Genomic DNA, 16,161 nt, shown 5'->3' on the forward strand with positions numbered 1-16,161 from the left:
CTCGACCAGTGTACGGCGCTTCGGCGAAGCCGCCAGCCGGTTGACCGACGGTAGTGGGCGGACTCACGGACCCGCGAACCCGCCCGGTCGCCGGATCAGCCGTTGAGCACGCTGCCCACCAGGCCGTCCAGGGCATCGTTGGCGAGCAGCACGACCAGCACGCTGATCCCCACCAGCAGCCCCAACGCGGCGATCAGGACGATCACCACCCGGGTGTTTCGCGATCGCTCGGCCGGCGTGTCCGACCAACCCTGGGCGAGGATGTGCCCGGTCAGCGACCCGGAATTCTCCACCGCCGCGTTGGCCGGCAGGGCGATCGTGGCGAATCCCGGCCCCTCACCGCCGCCGTAGACGGTGCCCGCCAGGTCGGTGCCGCCGTCGCGCCTTCCGGCGTGGGGGCCGGCCGGCGCGTCCCGCCGGGCGGGGCCTCCCGGCGGCGTGGTCGTCCGGTAGCCCGTACCACCGGTCGCCGGCGTGCCGGCGGTGGACGGTGGCCAGCTCGGCAGCGCGGGCGCCGGCACCACCGGTGGGGCCGAGACAGGAGCCTCGGCCCGTGCGCCGCTCGGGGCCGACGTCGCGGCATCCGATGTCCGGGCGCTGCTCGGGGCCGACGTCGCGGCATCCGATGTCCGGGCGCTGCTCGCGGCCGACGTCGCGGCACCCGACGTCCATGCGTTGCTCGGGGCCGACCAGGCGGCATCCGACGTCCCTGCGCCGCCCGGGGCCGGCGGTGCGGCATCCCGGGTCTGCTGTGCCCCGGTCGGGGCGACGTGCGAGGCGTTGACGGTTCGGGGTGCCGCGTCGGTCACGGACGGCCACGCGGCCGGCGGCGCGGAGACCGACGCGGTGGCCCGTACGCCCGGCGTGCCGATCGTCGCCGGGGGCGGCGGGAACGGTGGCGCCGGCATCGGACCGGGCGGCGGCGGTGGCGCGGGCACCGGCGGGCCGGGCGGCGGCATCGGCGGCCCGGGAACCGGTGGTGTCGGCGGACCCGGCATGGGCGGCAGCGGCGAGGGCGGCGGCACGGGTGGCCCTGGCACGGGCGGCACCGGGGCCGGTGGCGGCGTGGGGGAGGGGCCCGGCGTCGGCGACGGGCCGGGCGGGTACGGACCCGGACTCGGCGCGGGCTCCGGGTCACCGGGCCCGGGAGGCGTCGGTTCCGGGGTCGGCGGCTCGGGAGGCTGCACCGGCTCCGGAGGCTGCGCCGGCTCCGGTTGCTCGGGCTTGACCGGCCCCGACCGGTAGACGGCGGACGTGCTGGCCCGGGAGTCCGGCGTGCCCTCGCTGCCGGCCGCGACCCGGCTGCTGCCCGGCACCGTGGCGCTGGCCCGCGCGGGAGCGGTCGAGGTGGCTCGCTGGCCGGGCAACGGGACGCCGACCGGGCTGGCCGAGCCGGTCGCCCGGTAGGTGGTCGCGCTGGCCGGGGCGCTCGCCGGGAGATCACCGGGCAGCGCTCCGACGGTCGCGACGCTCGCGCGGGCCCGCACCGGGGCCGCGGCGGTCGGGGCAGGGGCAGCGTCATCCGGCGCCGGCTGCTCGACGTCCGCCTCGCGGGGCTGAGCGATGGCGGCGTTCTCGGCGCGAGCGTCGTCGGTGCCAGCGTCGTTCGCGGCGTCGTCCTCTGGCGCGGTGGCGTTCACGTCGGGCGTGGCGGCCTTCGCGTCGTCCGTGGCAGCCTTCGCGTCGTCGGCGGCCTCCGTGGGGGCCTGCCCGTCGAGCGTGGCGGCGGCTTCGCCGTCGAGCGGGTCGGCCTCCGTCAGCGCGGAGTCGACACTCTCCGCCGGATCTCTCTGCTCGGCCATCTCCGCCCTCCGCGCCACGCTCGCACCCGGCCCGTGACATCGGACCGGATGTGCCTGGTTGTCACCGTGCCACAGATCGCCCCGGGCGGACAGCCGGAGGCCGTGTGGCGGCTCAGCGGTCGGTGCTCGGGCTGTTCGTCGGGCTGTCGCTGGACGTCCCGCTCCGGCTGGTGGACGGTGTGGCGGTCGCGGAGGCTGATGCGCTGGTCGGTGCCGTGGTGGGTGGCGGCGGCGGGGTCGACGGCGTGTTCGTCGGGCTGCCCGTCGGGGTCGGCGTGCTGCTGCCGGTCGGCTTCGGGGTCGGGGTGCCGGTGGGCTTGGGGGTGGCCGATCCGGTCGGCTTGGGCGTCGGCTTGGTGGTCGGCGTCGGCTTCGCGGTGGGGGTCGGCTTGGTGGGCGGGGTCGGCGTGGTGGTGGGGGGCGGCGGAAGGGGCACGGTCGGAGTCGGCACCGCCCCGATCACCCGGGTCGCGGCGTAGAGCCGGGACCAGCCGACCACCGAGATCTTGACCACGTCGCCGGTCGTGGGCGCCTGCACCATCTTGCCGTTACCGATGTACATGCCGACGTGGTGGATCGTGGTCCAGCTGCTGCCGGAGGCGAAGAAGAGCAGGTCGCCGGGGAGCAGTGCGCTCTGCGGCACGGTGCGGGAACGGGTGGCCGCGTACTGGTCGCGGGAGACCCGGGGCAGGTCGAAGTAGTCGGCGCCCGGGGACCGGTACGCCGCCCACATCAGACCGGAGCAGTCGAACTCGTCCGGCCCCTCCTCCGACCACTTGTACGGGTCGCCGAGCTGGGCGAGCGCGTACCGGACGGCGGCCAGCGCCCGCGGGTGCGCGGACATCCCGCTGCTGCTCTGGCCGACGACGTAGCCCGCGCCCAGCTGCTGCTCGGCGGCCTCCTGCTGACGCTCGAGCTCGATCAGCTGCGTGGCGTTGTCCTTGCGCAGTTTGAGCAGGCTGGCCTCGGCGGTGCGCAGCGCCTTCTCGCCGGTGGCGAACTCGGCCTCGGCGGCGTCGACGGCGGTCTTGGCCGTGGCGTGCGCCTGGTAGGCGGCCTGCTCGTTGGCGCGAGCCCGGGACAGCTCGCCGGCCACGGCGGTGGTGGCGCCCTCGACCTTCTCGCCACGGTTGATCCGCTGGAGCCGGCTCAACCCCTGGATGTCGTTGGCGAAGTCACCGGGCGGCAGGGCGGCGGCTGCCTTGACCGCGTCCGAGGCGGCCGCGTCGGCTGCCTGCTGGGCGCGGAGGAGGGCGTCCTGCGTGGTCGCCAGCACCTTGCCGGCGGCGGCGAGCTGGGCCTGCGCGTCGGTGCGTTTCTGCCGGGTCAACAGGAGTTGGTCGCCGAGCAGGCCGACCTGGCTCTCGGCGGCGGCGATCTGGGCGGCCAGCGGGCCGGCGCCGATGTTGACGACCGGCGGGGCGGGGATGCCGGCGACGGGCGGGCTGCCGGGCACCTGCGGCGCGCCGATCGACGGCGGGCGGGCGCCGGTGTCCGGCACCGTCGTGGGCACGGCGGGCTCGGCGTACGCGGGAGTGGCCAGCACGGCGGCGGCGATCGCGCCGAGCAGGGCTGCCCAGAGCTTCGGTCGCAGCACCGGCGAGATCACCGGGCTCCGTCGTCGCTGCCGTCGCCCGCGCCCGCTGTCGACCATTCCACTCCCCGTCCGGTGCTCGGCGCCGCGCTTGGTGGGCACGGCCGTCGGGACGGTACCAGTGTGTGAGTTCCGCCCCACCTTGTCTTACCGCACGACGGCAGTGATGTCGATGCATCGGTGGGTTACGGGAGGCTGAGAGTCCGGTGAAGTGGATCCCTGCCGCCGACCGTGCCGCCGGGGCCACCGGAACGCCGACGTACCCTCGGGAGGGACCGCAGGTGGAAGGGACGTGCCATGGACGCCGGACTCAAGCGTGAGCTCGAAGCGAAGGTGTACGCCGGTGAGCGGCTGAGCCGCGAGGACGGCATCGCCCTCTACGACAGCGACGACCTGACCTGGTTGGGGCGGCTGGCGCACCACAAGCGCACCGAGCTCAACGGCGAACGGGTGATGTTCAACGTCAACCGTCACCTCAACCTCACCAACGTGTGCTCGGCGTCGTGTGCGTACTGCTCGTTCCAGCGCAAGCCGGGCGAGAAGGACGCGTACACGATGCGCATCGACGAGGCGGTCCGCAAGGCCAAGGAGATGGAGGACGAGCAGCTCACCGAGCTGCACATCGTCAACGGCCTGCACCCGACGCTGCCGTGGCGCTACTACCCGAAGGTGCTGCGCGAGCTGAAGGCGGCGCTGCCGAACGTCAAGCTCAAGTGCTTCACGGCGACCGAGGTCCAGTGGTTCGAGAAGATCAGCGGCCTGAGCGCCGACGAGATCCTCGACGAGCTGATGGACGCCGGCCTGGAGTCGCTGACCGGCGGTGGCGCGGAGATCTTCGACTGGGAGGTCCGGCAGCACATCGTCGACCACGCCTGCCACTGGGAGGACTGGTCGCGCATCCACGCCCTGGCGCACCGCAAGGGCATGAAGACCCCGGCAACCATGCTGTACGGCCACATCGAGGAGCCCCGGCACCGCGTCGACCACGTGCTGCGGCTGCGCGAGTTGCAGGACGAGACCGGCGGCTTCGCGGTCTTCATCCCGCTGCGCTACCAGCACGACTTCGTGGACTCGGCGGACGGCAAGATCCGTAACCGGATCCAGGCGCGCACCACCATGGCCTCGCCGGCCGAGTCGCTGAAGACGTTCGCCGTGTCCCGACTGCTCTTCGACAACGTGCCGCACCTGAAGAACTTCTGGGTGATGCACGGTCTCTCGGTGGCCCAGCTCTCGCTGAACTTCGGTGTGGACGACCTGGACGGCTCGGTGGTCGAATACAAGATCACGCACGACGCCGACTCGTACGGCACCCCGAACACCATGCACCGCGACGACCTGCTGCACCTGATCTGGGATGCCGGGTTCCAGCCGGTCGAGCGGGACACCCGCTACAACGTGGTCCGGGAGTACGACAAGGCGCCGTCGCTGGCCGAGCGCCGCGCCGAGCCGCAGCAGGTCTGGGCCTGAGGCACCACGTACCCTCGCAGTCGATGACCGAGCAGCGCGGAGCCGAGCAGCAGGGCGGGTTTCCCCGGCGGGACGCCGAGGGACGCGTGCGTACCCTGGGCGATCTGCTCGGGGTGTGCCTGGCCGGCGTGGTCATCGGCGTGCTGGCGCTCGTGCTGTTCGAGTGGGCGTTCGCCTCGTTCGGCGCCGGCGACTTCGGCCATACCAACGGTTGGCTGGCGGTGATCCTGCCGGCCTGGCTGTTCTGGGACGATTTCCGGGCCTGGGATTTCGGCGCGGCCCGGGTGGTGGCGGCGTTCGTCGCGCTGGCGGTCGCGGTGCTCGTGGGGCTGCTGGTCGCCGGGCTGGCCGCCGGGTTCCCGCCGCTGCTGTCCGGCGCGTTGGGGGCACTGGCGTTCACCGTGGCGTACGCGCTTGTCTGGTTCCGCGGCGTCCGTTGGCTGGCCCGCCGGACCGGCTGACCCCGACCAGGTTGACTCTTCCGCCGGCACCGGCGGCTGACGGAGAGAACGGAAGTGGTGCAGGTGAGCGCGGCGGTCAAGTACACGCTGGGCCGGATCGGGCTGTTCGTCGCCGTGCTGGCGGGTCTCTGGCTGGTCGACATGAACGTGTTCCTGAAGCTGATGCTGGCGCTGGTCTTCTCCGCCGCGCTCTCCTTCTTCCTGTTGCGCGGCTGGCGCGACGAGATGGCCGAGGAGATGGCCAGCGCCGCCGAGCGCCGTCGCACCGAGAAGGAACGCCTCCGCGCGGCCCTGGCCGGCGACGACGACCACCCCGACGAGCCTGAGCGGAAGCCGTAGGGCCGGAACGCCGCTCCACCGCCGTGATCAAGAGGTTTGCGTCACCAGGACGGCTTCCGGTGACGCAAACCTCTTGATCATCGGCGTTCGGCGCAACCGGCGTTGGGCGCAACCGGCGCTGGGCCTACCAGTTGGTGGAGCCGGGGACCTTGGGCCAGGGCTTCGAGGTGGGCTTGATGAGGTACGCGATGCCGCCCGAGCCGCCGGAGACTCCGCCGCTGGCGTTGGTGCGCTTGGTCCGCAGCCAGATCTGCTCGAACTGCGCCCGCTTGTAGACGTTGCGCACGACGTCGTTGCTGGACGACGCGGGGTCGTTGACGATGACGTCGCCGTCAGCGGTGAAGCCGACCACCACGAACAGGTGCCCGGAGGTGCCGTAGTTCGCCCCGTCCAGCTCGCTGGCGAGGAAGGACTGGCTGGTCACCACGGGGATGCCGGCGGCGACGAAGCGCTCCAGCTCGTCCAGCGAGTGCAGCCGGGTCACCCGCCCCTCCAGTCCGGGGAAGCTGGCCGCGTACGCGGTGTTGAACGGCCAGTTGCCGGCGCCGTCGTACGCGTAGTCGTAGGTCATCCGGGCGGCGTGGTTGACCGTCGGGTCGGGATAGGTCGGGTCCACCCAGGAGGTGTCGGCCTCCGACGGCTTGCGCCCCCAGTACTCGACGACCATCTCCGTGGAGGTGGGCGAGCACCACGCCTCGCCGCCGCCGTCGTACTCCGGGTAGTGCCCGGCGTGCACGTTCTGCGAGTAGCGCGGCACCGGCAGCTCGACACCCCAGGCGATGTGCCCGGCGCTCGGCGGCACGGTGAACCGGTCCGGCACGGTGGAGCTCATCGCGCCGAGCATCCGCACCACCGGCGCGGCGGTCTGCCCCGGCGCCCGGTAGAGGGTCAGCCGCAGCTGGTACGACCGCAGCAGCACTCCGGCGTCGGCGTCGTCGATGCTGAAGGTGTCCGTCCAGATCGTCGACCAGGGGTCACCCTGCTTGTTGACGCTGGTCCGCTTGATGTCGGTGTCGCCGGAGGCCCAGCGGCCCATGACGTACCACGGGGTCTGGTCGCCGCTGGTGTAGCTGCCCTGCATCTCCACCTGGATCCAGGTGCCGGCGGGGGTCTCCGCGTTCCAGGAGGCGATCAGCTCGGTCGCGTCGAAGCCGACCTGGGTCACCGGCGAGGTCCAGGTGCCGTACTCCCAGGTGCGGGTGGTGCCGGTGTGCGGGTCGGCGTACTCGATGGTGCCGGCCGGGCGGGCCAGGGTGACGCCCGCTCGCGCGCCGGGCACGACGCGGGTGCCGTCCCGGCTGCCCCGGTGCCAGTCGGCGGGGCCGGACCAGTCCTGGAAGGTGATCTGCTCGTCGTGGGTGGGGGCCGGCGGCCGGGCCGCCGTCGCGGGGGCTGCGGTGGCGAGCAGGGTGAGCGCGCTGACGCCGGCGAGGGCGGCCGCGTGCAGGCGGGAGGAGGCCATGGGTGCTCCGCGGTGTCGAGTGGGGGCATCGTCGCTGGTCAGTGTTCCGCTTGGAGGGAAGTTTCGCCAGATGTTCGACGGCAGAAAATCTTTGCCGCAGCGATGGTCAACCTGGGATGCACAAGGCAGCGATCGATATTGATATGACCATGTGACTGATGGTGAAGTGTGCTTCACCGAGCGGGACATCCCGCCCTCCGAGGAGGTAGTCCATGACCCTGGGCAGACCCCACCCTCTCCGTCGTCTCCTGGTGCTCGCCGTCGTCACCGGGCTGGGAATCGTCACCGTCGCCGCCGGACCGGTCGCCGCCCAACCGGCACCGGACCGCACCGCCGAGCCGGCCGCCGCCGGCTACCGGGTGCTCGGGCCCCGGACCCTCGCCGACCGCAACGCGGTGGCCCGCACCGGGGCCGCCATCGACTACTCCGAACACGGCGTCCTGCACGTCTCGGCCACCGCCGGCGAGGCCGCCGCCATCGGCAGGCTCGGCTTCCGGCTGGAGCCGCTCGCCCCGCCACCGAACGCCGAACGCGGCGCCGGCGAGGTGGGCACGCTGGCCTTCCCGCCCGCCGACTCCAACTACCACGACTACGCGGAACTGACCGCCGTCGTGAACCAGACCGTCGCCGACCACCCGGCCATCGCCCGCAAGATCAGCATTGGTACGTCGTACGAGGGTCGCGACCTGATGGCCGTGAAGATCTCCGACAACGTCGGCACCGACGAGAACGAGCCGGAGATCCTGTTCAACTCCCAACAGCACGCCCGCGAGCACCTGACCGTCGAGATGGCGATCTACCTGCTCAACCTCTTCACCGACAGCTACGGCAGCGACTCCCGGATCACCAACATCGTCAACAGCCGGGAGATCTGGATCGTGCCGACGGTCAACCCGGACGGCAGCGAGTACGACATCGCCACCGGGTCGTACCGGTCCTGGCGCAAGAACCGCCAGCCCAACAGCGGCTCGTCAAACGTCGGCACCGACCTCAACCGCAACTGGGGCTACAACTGGGGCTGCTGCGGCGGCTCCTCCGGGTCGACGTCGTCGGAGACCTACCGCGGCCCGTCCGCGTTCTCCGCCCCCGAGACGCAGGCGCTGCGCAATTTCGTCAACAGTCGTGTCGTCGGCGGCACCCAGCAGATCAAGGCCAACATCGACTTCCACACCTACTCGGAGCTGGTGCTCTGGCCGTACGGCTACACGACCGCGAACACCGCCACCGGGATGAGCGCCGACCAGTACAACACGTTCGCCACCATCGGCCAGCAGATGGCGGCCACCAACAACTACACCCCGGAGCAGTCCAGCGACCTCTACATCACCGACGGCGACAGCCTCGACTGGATGTGGGCCACCCACAACATCTGGGCGTACACCTTCGAGATGTACCCCGGCTCGTCCGGCGGCGGCGGCTTCTACCCGCCCGACGAGGTGATCACCGCGCAGACCACGCGCAACCGGGAGGCGGTGCTGCTGCTCAGCGAGTACGCCGACTGCCCGTACCGGGCCATCGGCAAGCAGTCGCAGTACTGCGGCGGTGGCGGCGGCACCACGGTCTGGTCGGACACCTTCGAGACCGCCACCGGCTGGACCACCAACCCCGCCGGCACCGACACCGCCACCCTCGGGGCCTGGGAACGGGGTGCCGCCCAGGCCACCACGTCCTCCGGCGCCAAGCAGCTCACCCCGTACGCCGGATCCAACGACCTGGTCACCGGCCAGCTCGCCGGCTCGGCGGCGGGTGACTACGACGTCGACGGCGGCGTGACCAGCGCCCGGTCCCCGGCGGTGACCCTGCCGTCGTCCGGCACGCTGACCCTCTCGCTGGCCTGGTACCTGGCGCACGGCTCGAACGCCTCGTCGGCCGACTATCTGCGGGTGAGCGTGGTGCACAACGGCGGCACCACGGCCCTGCTCACCCAGGCCGGCGCGGCCGCCAACCGCAACGGGACCTGGGCGGTGGCGAACCTCAACCTCACCCCGTACGCCGGCCAGTCGGTCCGCATCCTCGTCGAGGCGGCGGACGCCTCCGGAGCCAGCCTGGTGGAGGCGGCTGTGGACAACGTCACCATCACGTCCTCCTGATCGGGTGGGGCCCCGCTCCGCCCCCGGCGGGGCCCCGCCACCCGCTCCGAGACTCCCGATCCGGGACATATGCCGCCCCCGTGACCACGATCCCGATCGACGAGTGTTGATCAACACTTGATCGATCCGGCACGTCCCGGCGGTGCGCTACCGTCTTATCGACCACTCCGCAGCGAAGCCGGTGCGAAACCGGCGCTGTCCCGCAACTGTGATGCCCCGCCCGACGGCGGGGACGAGCCAGGTCGCCTGCGGATGGGTCGCGACACGCGCTCTCGAGGAAGGGCGCCTCGTGGGCGGGCGTAACGAGTCCTGTCGGCGAAGCACCACACTCCTCGACCGACAGGAGGCCCCCATGTTCAGACGTACCCCTCGGCTCTTCGCCGCGACCCTCGCGGTCGCCGCGCTCGCCCTCGGCGCCTGCGCCGAGAAGACCGACGACAAGCCGAGCGCGGGCACCGCCGCCGCCAACTACCCGGTGACGGTCGGCGCGCTCACCCTCGACAAGCGTCCCGAGAAGATCGTGTCGCTCTCGGCCAGCGCCACCGAGATGCTCTTCGCGATCGGCGCGGGCCCGCAGGTGAGTGCGGTCGACGACCAGTCCAACTACCCGGCCGACGCGCCCAAGACCGACCTGTCCGGCTTCCAGCCCAACGCCGAGGCGATCGCCGGCAAGAACCCCGACCTGGTGGTGCTCTCCAACGACATCAACAAGATCGTCGACCAGCTCGGCAAGCTGAAGATCCCGGTGTACCTGACCCCGGCCGCCACGACGCTGGACGACTCGTACCGGCAGATCACCGAGCTGGGCACCCTGACCGGGCACGCCGACCAGGCCGCCGACGTCGCCACCGGGATGAAGGACGACATCGCCAAGCTGGTCAAGGACCTGCCGCAGCGTGCCGAGAAGCTCACCTACTACCACGAGCTGGGCCCCGAGCTGTACAGCGCGACCAGCAAGACCTTCATCGGCTCGCTCTACAGCCAGGTCGGCCTCGTCAACATCGCCGATGCGGCTGACGCCGACGGCAAGAGCGGCGGCTACCCGCAGCTCTCCCAGGAGTTCATCGTCAAGGCCGACCCGGACTTCGTCTTCCTGGCCGACTCCAAGTGCTGCCAGCAGAACGGCGACTCGGTCAAGGCCCGCAGCGGCTGGGCCGGCCTCACCGCGGTGAAGAACAACCAGGTGGTCACGCTTGACGACGACATCGCCTCCCGCTGGGGCCCGCGGATCGTGGACCTGCTCCGGGTGATCATCGACGCGGTCGCCAAGGTGCCCGCGTGATGACGACCCGTCGGTGACCGGGACGCCGATGGCCGCCCCGCCACCCACCACCCCGCCGGCCGGGACGCCCTCCACGTCCCGGCCCGGCGGGCTGCCGTCCGTCGCTGGGCTGCCGTCCCCTGGTCAGCCCGGTGGGCTGCCGCCCGTCGGTGGGGGCGCGGGGATGCCCGCTGCTGGGGCGCGGCCCGCCGGGGTGCGCAAACGCCTGTTGGTCGCCGGCGTCCTCGCGGTGCTCGTCGCGCTCCTCGCCGGGGTGTCGCTCGGGCCGGTCAGCCTGCCGTCGGGCAGCGTCGCCGCCGAGTTGCTCAACCTGATCCCCGGGGTGCACCTCGACAGCGGGCTGACCGAGCGGGAAATCGCCATCGTCACCGAACTGCGGCTGCCCCGGGTCGTGCTGGGCCTCCTCGTCGGCGGTCTGCTCGCCCTGGCCGGCGGCTGCTACCAGGGTGTGTTCCGCAATCCGCTGGCCGACCCGTACCTGCTCGGCGTGGCCGCCGGCGCGGGCCTCGCGGTCACCGCGGTGATCGCCCTCGGCGGCGTCGGTCGGCAGGGCGCGATCTCCGGGCTGCCGTTGACCATCCCACTGGCCGCGTTCGCCGGCTCGCTGCTCGCCGTGACGATGACCTACCTGCTCGGCGCGGCCGGCGGGCGGAGCAGGTCTCCGGCGATGCTGATCCTGGCCGGGGTCGCGGTCTCCGCGTTCCTCTCCGCCGGGCAGACGTACCTGCTCCAGCGGCACTCCGACAGCATCCAGCCGGTCTACTCCTGGCTGCTCGGCCGGCTGGCCACCGCAGGTTGGCACGACGTGCTGCTGGTGCTGCCGTACGCCGCCCTGACCACCGTGGTGGTGCTGCTGCACCGCCGCGAGCTGGACGTCCTCGCGGTCGGCGACGACGAGGCGAGGAGCCTCGGCCTGCACCCGCAGCGCACCCGCTACCTGCTGATCGCCGCCGCGTCGCTGGGCACCGCCGCGGCGGTCTCCGCGACGGGGCTCATCGGCTTCGTCGGCATCATCGTGCCGCACACGGTCCGGCTGCTCGCCGGGTCGAGCTACCGGGTGATCCTGCCGCTGTCACTGCTGTTCGGGGGCGCTTTCCTGGCCCTGACCGACGTGGTGGCCCGGACCGCCGCCGCCCCGGCCGAGGTGCCCATCGGCGTGGTCACCGCACTGCTCGGCGGCCCGTTCTTCGTCCTCGTGCTGCGGACCGCCCGACGGGTGCTCACGTGAGCCCCGAGCCCGGACCGGCGGGCGTGTCCGCTCCCCGGCAGGTCGAAGCGCCGGCCGTCGAGGTGCGGGGGTTGCACGTCAGTCTGGGCGGCACGCCGATCCTCACCGGCGTCGACCTCACCGTCGCGGCCGGCGAGTGGGTCACCGTGATCGGCCCGAACGGCGCCGGCAAATCCACCCTGCTGCGCGCCGTCGGCGGCCTGCTGCCCGCGCCGGAGGCCATCACCTTGTTCGGTACGCCGAGCACCGCACTGCGCCGCCGCGACCGCGCCCGGGTGGTGGCGACGGTGACGCAGTCCCCGGTGGTGCCGCCCGGCATGTCGGTGCTGGACTACGTGCTGCTCGGCCGCACCCCCTACATCCCGCCGCTGGGTCGGGAGTCGACCGCGGACGTCGCCGCCGTGCACGAGGTGCTGGACCGCCTGGACCTCACCGGCTTTCACCGCCGCGAGCTGGCGACCCTCTCCGGGGGCGAACGACAACGTGTCTTCCTCGCCCGCGCGCTCGCCCAGGGCGCGACGCTGCTGCTGCTCGACGAGCCGACCAGCGCGCTGGACATCGGTCACCAGCAGGAGGTTCTGGAGCTGGTCGACCAGTTGCGTCGCGCGCACGGCCTGACGGTGCTCGCCACCATGCACGATCTCTCGCTGGCCGGGGAGTACGCGGACCGGATGGTGATGCTGGCCGACGGCCAGGTGGTGGCGACCGGGACGCCGCACGAGGTGCTTACCGAACACCTCCTCGCCATCCACTACCGGGCCAGCGTCCGGGTGGTCCCCGGCACCAACGGCCCTCTGGTGGTCCCCATCCGCCCCCGCCCGGCCTGACCCTCGCCGTCACCCCAGGTCGATGACCGAGAAGAGTGCTCCCTGGGGGTCGCGGAGGGAGGCGAACCGGCCGGTCGGGATGTCGCGGGGTGGCACGAGGATCGTTCCGCCCAGTTCGGCGGCGCGGGCGGCGGCGGCGTCCGCGTCGGTCACCGCGAAGTACACCGTCCAGTACGCCGGGAGGTCGGCCGGGTAGCCCTCGCCCAGCGGCGGCATCATGCCGGCGACGATCCGCGCGCCGAGCCGCCATGCCGTGTACGTCATCGCCCCGACCTGCTGCTCGTCCGGCTGCCAGCCGAACACCAGCTCGTAGAAGACCTTCGCGCCCTCCGGGTCGGGGGTGACCAGTTCGTTCCAGCTCATCGCGCCGGGCACGTTGAACACCTCGGCACCGGGCATCGTCAGTGGCTGCCAGACGCTGAACGTGGCGCCCGCCGGGTCGGCGAACACCGCCATCCGGCCCCGGTCGAAGACCTCGAACGGCGGCACCACGACCTGCCCGCCGGCCCGTTCGACCCGGCCGGCGACCAGTTCCGCGTCGTCGGTGGCGACGTACGTCGACCAGATCGGCACCTGGTCGGGGATGGCCGGCGGGCCGGCACCGGCCACCGGCCGGCCGTCGAGCAGGAAGACTGTGTAACCGCCCGCCTCGGGCTCCGGTGTCACCCGTCCGGTCCAGCCGAACAGTTCGGGGTAGAAGCGCCGCGCGTCGGTCAGGTCCGGGGTTGCCAGGTCAGCCCAGCACGGCGTACCCGGCGGGACGGTGCTCACGTCAAGACCCCTCTCGGCCGGCGGCCACAGCGGCCCCCCTGCCGAAATCCTGGCACCGTCCCGCCGTCGCACGGGGCGGAAACGGACGAATCGTCAGCTGAACCGGCGACCCTCGTCCCGTCGGTACGCCCAGGCCGCGAGGGAGGCGAGCAGCACGACCCAGACGCCGAGCATGATCAGCGCCAGCGGCTCGATCGGGTAGTCGCCGACCGCCGACCACATGAGTTCGGCCGCGCCCCGGGTGGGCAGGAACGGTGCGATCGTCTCGATGAACCCGGGCGCGTCTCCCGGGGCGGAGAGCAGCCCGCCGCCGAACGCGAGCGGCAGGAAGACGACCTGCGCCACCACGATCGCCGCCTTGCTGGGCAGCGAGTAGCCGATGGCGAGCCCCATCAGCGTGAACGGCACCGAGATGACGGCCACCGTGACGGCGGTCAGCAGGAACGCCAGCGGGGTGACCCGGGCCGGGGTCAGCGTCACGCCGATCACCACGACCGGGATCAGCGAGAGGTACGTCAGCGCGAGGCCGGCCAGCACCCGGCCCGCGAAGCGGGGCGCGGGTCCGGCCGGCAGGGTCCGGGTGTACGGGTTCCACGGCTGGTCGCGGTCCTCGGCGACGCCGACGCCGTACTGGAAGATGTTGGCGCTCATCACCGAGAAGGTGACCATCGACGCGGTGGCGAAGGTGGCGCCGACCGCGTCGTCACCGGTGAACGGCACCACGAAGAAGATCATGGCGGCGGCGGGGAAGAAGGCGCTGCCGAAGACGGCCACCGGGATCCGGATGATCTCCAGAAGTTGGTAGCGGGCGTGGACCAGGGCGAGCTGCACGGTGCGCCTCCTCAGACGGTGGTGGGTCGGCCGCCGGCAGCGGCGGTGGTGGCGGGGTCGTCGGGGGTGGACTGCGCGGCGACGTGGGCCTGCTCCTGGCTGCCCGTCCCGCTGGTGATGGCGAGGAACGCCTCCTCCAGCGAGGTGGGCCGCACCTCCAGGTCGGTGAACGCCGCTCGGGAGCCGACCAGCGCCCGGACCAGTTCGTCGGCGTCGGTGGTGAGCAGGTGCAGGCGTCCGTCGATCCGTTCGGCGCGTACGACGCCGGGCAGTTCGGGCAGCTCGTCGGCGACCAGGCTGACCCGGCGTACGCCGACGATGCCGCGGACGGCCTCGACGGTGTCGTCGGCGAGCACCCGACCCTGGCCGATCACCACCACGCGGTGGGCGAGCGCCTCCACCTCCTCCAGGTAGTGGCTGCTCAGCAGGACGGTTCCGCCGTCGGTGTGGAACGCGCGGATCGCGTCCCACAGGGTGTGCCGGGCCTCGACGTCCAGACCGGTGGTCGGTTCGTCGAGCAGCACGAGCCGGGGCCGGCCGACGAACGCCAGCGCCACGGCCAGCCGGCGACGCTGGCCGCCGGAGAGCCCGCCGGTCTGCCGCCGGGCGAGGTCGCCCAGGCCGAAGCGGTCGAGCAGCTCATCCCGGGGCACCGGGTCGGGGTAGTGCGCGGAGACGAAGTCGACGACCTCGCCGACGCGCAGCGTGCCCGGCAGCCCGGTCTCCTGCGGGGTGACGCCGATCTGCCGTCGGGACGCCGGGTCGCGGGGGTCGCGGCCGAACAACTCGACCCGGCCCGAACTGGGTCGACGCAGACCGACCAGCAGGTTCATCAGGGTGCTCTTGCCGGCGCCGTTGGGACCGAGCAGGCCGACGAGCTCGCCGGCCCGGACCTCCAGGTCGACGCGGTCGAGGGCGAGGACGTCGCCGTACCGGCGGCTGGCCTGGTCGGCGCGGGCGAGGGTCATCACTGCTCCTTCGACGGGGTGGGGCCGAGCTGGGAGGGATCGAGCAGGGTGCGGATGGCTTCGGTGTACTCCTCGAACGCCAGCCGGCCCCGCCGGCTGAGCCGGATCAGGGTGGCCGGGGTACGTCCACGATGGGTCTTGCTGATCTCGACGTACCCGGCGTCCTCCAGCTTGCGCAGGTGGACGGAGAGATTGCCGGCGGTCATCGCGAGCAGTTCCTGGAGTCGTGGAAACGTGATCCGGTCCCCGTCGCCGAGCGCGGAGAGCGCGGCGACGACCCGCAGCCGCGCCTGGGCGTGGATGACCGGGTCGAGGTCGGTCATGACCGCCGTCGCTGTCGCAGTCGGGCGATGGCTCCGGCGATCAGGATCCCGACCCCGCCGGCCACCGAGACGACAAGCGCGTGCCAACCCGGCCCGGCGATCGCGCCGACCACGTTGATCACGCTGATCCAGACGCCGAGCCGGAACAGGTCCCGGTCCAGCCAGATCGCGCCGCCCGCCATGTGCAACGCCCCCGTCAGCCCCACGGCGGCAGCGGACCAGAGCAGCGCCGCCAGATCGTGCGGCAGGTGATCCGAGACCCGGCCGACCGCCGCGTACACGCTCATCGAGCCCAGGGCCCAGGCCCACCCGTACCAGCGGCCGCGCCGGGCCGAGTCCCCGGTCACCTGGCCGTACGCCCGCGCGCCGGCCACGGCCTGGATCGCGCCGGCGGCCACCAGCAGGACGAAGAGCGCGGTCAGGGGCAGCCAGTCGGGCAACCGGACCAGCACCCGGCCACCCGGGGAGTAGCGCAGGAAGAACAGCCCGAAGCCGACCAGCCAGGCCACGCCCCACGGCCAGTAGAGCAGCCGGGCGTCGGGTTCCAGCCGGGAGACCGTGGCCGCCCGCTGGTCACGGATCAGTTGGAGTGCCGTAGCGGCGTCGGCGGGGGGTCGATCATCGTCCTGTTCCACGCAAACAACTTTACGGCGCAAAGCTGAAGTCGTGTGCCCCGCTCCGGTGGCGGGTACCCGACAGCGACGCTTGGCGCCTAC

At 72.5% G+C, this 16,161-nt stretch carries 15 protein-coding genes and 1 riboswitch; of the genes, 7 read left to right on the forward strand and 8 right to left on the reverse strand.

Annotation, left to right across the window (positions count from 1 at the left end):
• Nucleotides 1-95 precede the first annotated feature (95 nt).
• Both ABZU46_RS00870 and ABZU46_RS00875 read right to left on the reverse strand, forming a co-directional pair.
• On the reverse strand, nt 96-1,802 hold the full coding sequence (locus ABZU46_RS00870) for a hypothetical protein (RefSeq protein ID WP_354853813.1): 1,707 nt from the start codon (nt 1,800-1,802) through the stop codon (nt 96-98).
• 112 nt (nt 1,803-1,914) lie between these two features.
• Nucleotides 1,915-3,456 carry a C40 family peptidase gene (locus tag ABZU46_RS00875; protein WP_354853933.1) on the reverse strand — a complete coding sequence of 514 codons (1,542 nt, stop codon included), beginning with the start codon at nt 3,454-3,456 and terminating at the stop codon, nt 1,915-1,917.
• Nucleotides 3,457-3,693: 237 nt separating this feature from the next.
• Between ABZU46_RS00875 and mqnE the strand changes: the two genes are divergently transcribed.
• From mqnE to ABZU46_RS00890, 3 genes are all read left to right on the forward strand, one after another.
• Nucleotides 3,694-4,863 (forward strand): aminofutalosine synthase MqnE, encoded by a 1,170-nt coding sequence (gene mqnE / locus ABZU46_RS00880; protein ID WP_354853815.1) that lies wholly within the window; start codon nt 3,694-3,696, stop codon nt 4,861-4,863.
• Between the two features lie 23 nt (nt 4,864-4,886).
• Nucleotides 4,887-5,324 (forward strand): hypothetical protein, encoded by a 438-nt coding sequence (locus ABZU46_RS00885; protein WP_354853818.1) that lies wholly within the window; start codon nt 4,887-4,889, stop codon nt 5,322-5,324.
• 63 nt (nt 5,325-5,387) lie between these two features.
• The gene (locus ABZU46_RS00890; protein ID WP_354853821.1) at nt 5,388-5,663 is read left to right on the forward strand and encodes a DUF4229 domain-containing protein; all 276 of its coding nucleotides are present in this window, start codon (nt 5,388-5,390) and stop codon (nt 5,661-5,663) included.
• A 124-nt stretch (nt 5,664-5,787) separates the two neighbouring features.
• On the opposite strand, the gene ABZU46_RS00895 is transcribed toward ABZU46_RS00890, so the two are convergent.
• On the reverse strand, nt 5,788-7,125 hold the full coding sequence (locus ABZU46_RS00895) for a C39 family peptidase (RefSeq protein WP_354853824.1): 1,338 nt from the start codon (nt 7,123-7,125) through the stop codon (nt 5,788-5,790).
• A gap of 212 nt (nt 7,126-7,337) precedes the next feature.
• On the opposite strand from ABZU46_RS00895, the gene ABZU46_RS00900 reads away from it, so the two are divergent.
• The 4 genes from ABZU46_RS00900 to ABZU46_RS00915 all read left to right on the forward strand — a co-directional run bounded on the left by ABZU46_RS00900 (nt 7,338) and on the right by ABZU46_RS00915 (nt 12,552).
• Nucleotides 7,338-9,215, forward strand: a complete 1,878-nt coding sequence (locus tag ABZU46_RS00900) for a M14 family zinc carboxypeptidase (RefSeq protein WP_354853827.1) — start codon at nt 7,338-7,340, stop codon at nt 9,213-9,215.
• Between the two features lie 177 nt (nt 9,216-9,392).
• Nucleotides 9,393-9,457, forward strand: a riboswitch (cobalamin riboswitch).
• 110 nt (nt 9,458-9,567) lie between these two features.
• Nucleotides 9,568-10,497: an ABC transporter substrate-binding protein gene (locus tag ABZU46_RS00905; RefSeq protein WP_354853830.1), complete on the forward strand. Its 930-nt coding sequence runs from the start codon at nt 9,568-9,570 to the stop codon at nt 10,495-10,497.
• A 163-nt stretch (nt 10,498-10,660) separates the two neighbouring features.
• Nucleotides 10,661-11,725 (forward strand): iron ABC transporter permease, encoded by a 1,065-nt coding sequence (locus ABZU46_RS00910; protein WP_354853936.1) that lies wholly within the window; start codon nt 10,661-10,663, stop codon nt 11,723-11,725.
• Nucleotides 11,726-11,748: 23 nt separating this feature from the next.
• Nucleotides 11,749-12,552, forward strand: a complete 804-nt coding sequence (locus tag ABZU46_RS00915) for an ABC transporter ATP-binding protein (RefSeq protein ID WP_354853939.1) — start codon at nt 11,749-11,751, stop codon at nt 12,550-12,552.
• A 9-nt stretch (nt 12,553-12,561) separates the two neighbouring features.
• On the opposite strand, the gene ABZU46_RS00920 is transcribed toward ABZU46_RS00915, so the two are convergent.
• From ABZU46_RS00920 to ABZU46_RS00940, 5 genes are all read right to left on the reverse strand, one after another.
• The gene (locus tag ABZU46_RS00920) at nt 12,562-13,323 is read right to left on the reverse strand and encodes a VOC family protein (protein ID WP_354853833.1); all 762 of its coding nucleotides are present in this window, start codon (nt 13,321-13,323) and stop codon (nt 12,562-12,564) included.
• A 93-nt stretch (nt 13,324-13,416) separates the two neighbouring features.
• Complete coding sequence (locus ABZU46_RS00925) at nt 13,417-14,154, reverse strand: ABC transporter permease (protein ID WP_354853836.1); 738 nt, start codon at nt 14,152-14,154, stop codon at nt 13,417-13,419.
• Nucleotides 14,155-14,165: 11 nt separating this feature from the next.
• Nucleotides 14,166-15,122 (reverse strand): ABC transporter ATP-binding protein, encoded by a 957-nt coding sequence (locus ABZU46_RS00930; protein ID WP_354853839.1) that lies wholly within the window; start codon nt 15,120-15,122, stop codon nt 14,166-14,168.
• On the reverse strand, nt 15,122-15,445 hold the full coding sequence (locus ABZU46_RS00935; protein WP_354853842.1) for a transcriptional regulator: 324 nt from the start codon (nt 15,443-15,445) through the stop codon (nt 15,122-15,124). The genes ABZU46_RS00930 and ABZU46_RS00935 overlap by 1 nt, the downstream gene beginning before the upstream one ends.
• Complete coding sequence (locus ABZU46_RS00940; protein ID WP_354853845.1) at nt 15,442-16,080, reverse strand: transporter; 639 nt, start codon at nt 16,078-16,080, stop codon at nt 15,442-15,444. The genes ABZU46_RS00935 and ABZU46_RS00940 overlap by 4 nt, the downstream gene beginning before the upstream one ends.
• Between the last annotated feature and the right edge of the window lie 81 nt (nt 16,081-16,161).

Origin of the sequence: Micromonospora sp. NPDC005197 (genome assembly GCF_040608295.1) — a bacterium.
In the GTDB taxonomy this organism is placed as follows: domain Bacteria; phylum Actinomycetota; class Actinomycetes; order Mycobacteriales; family Micromonosporaceae; genus Micromonospora.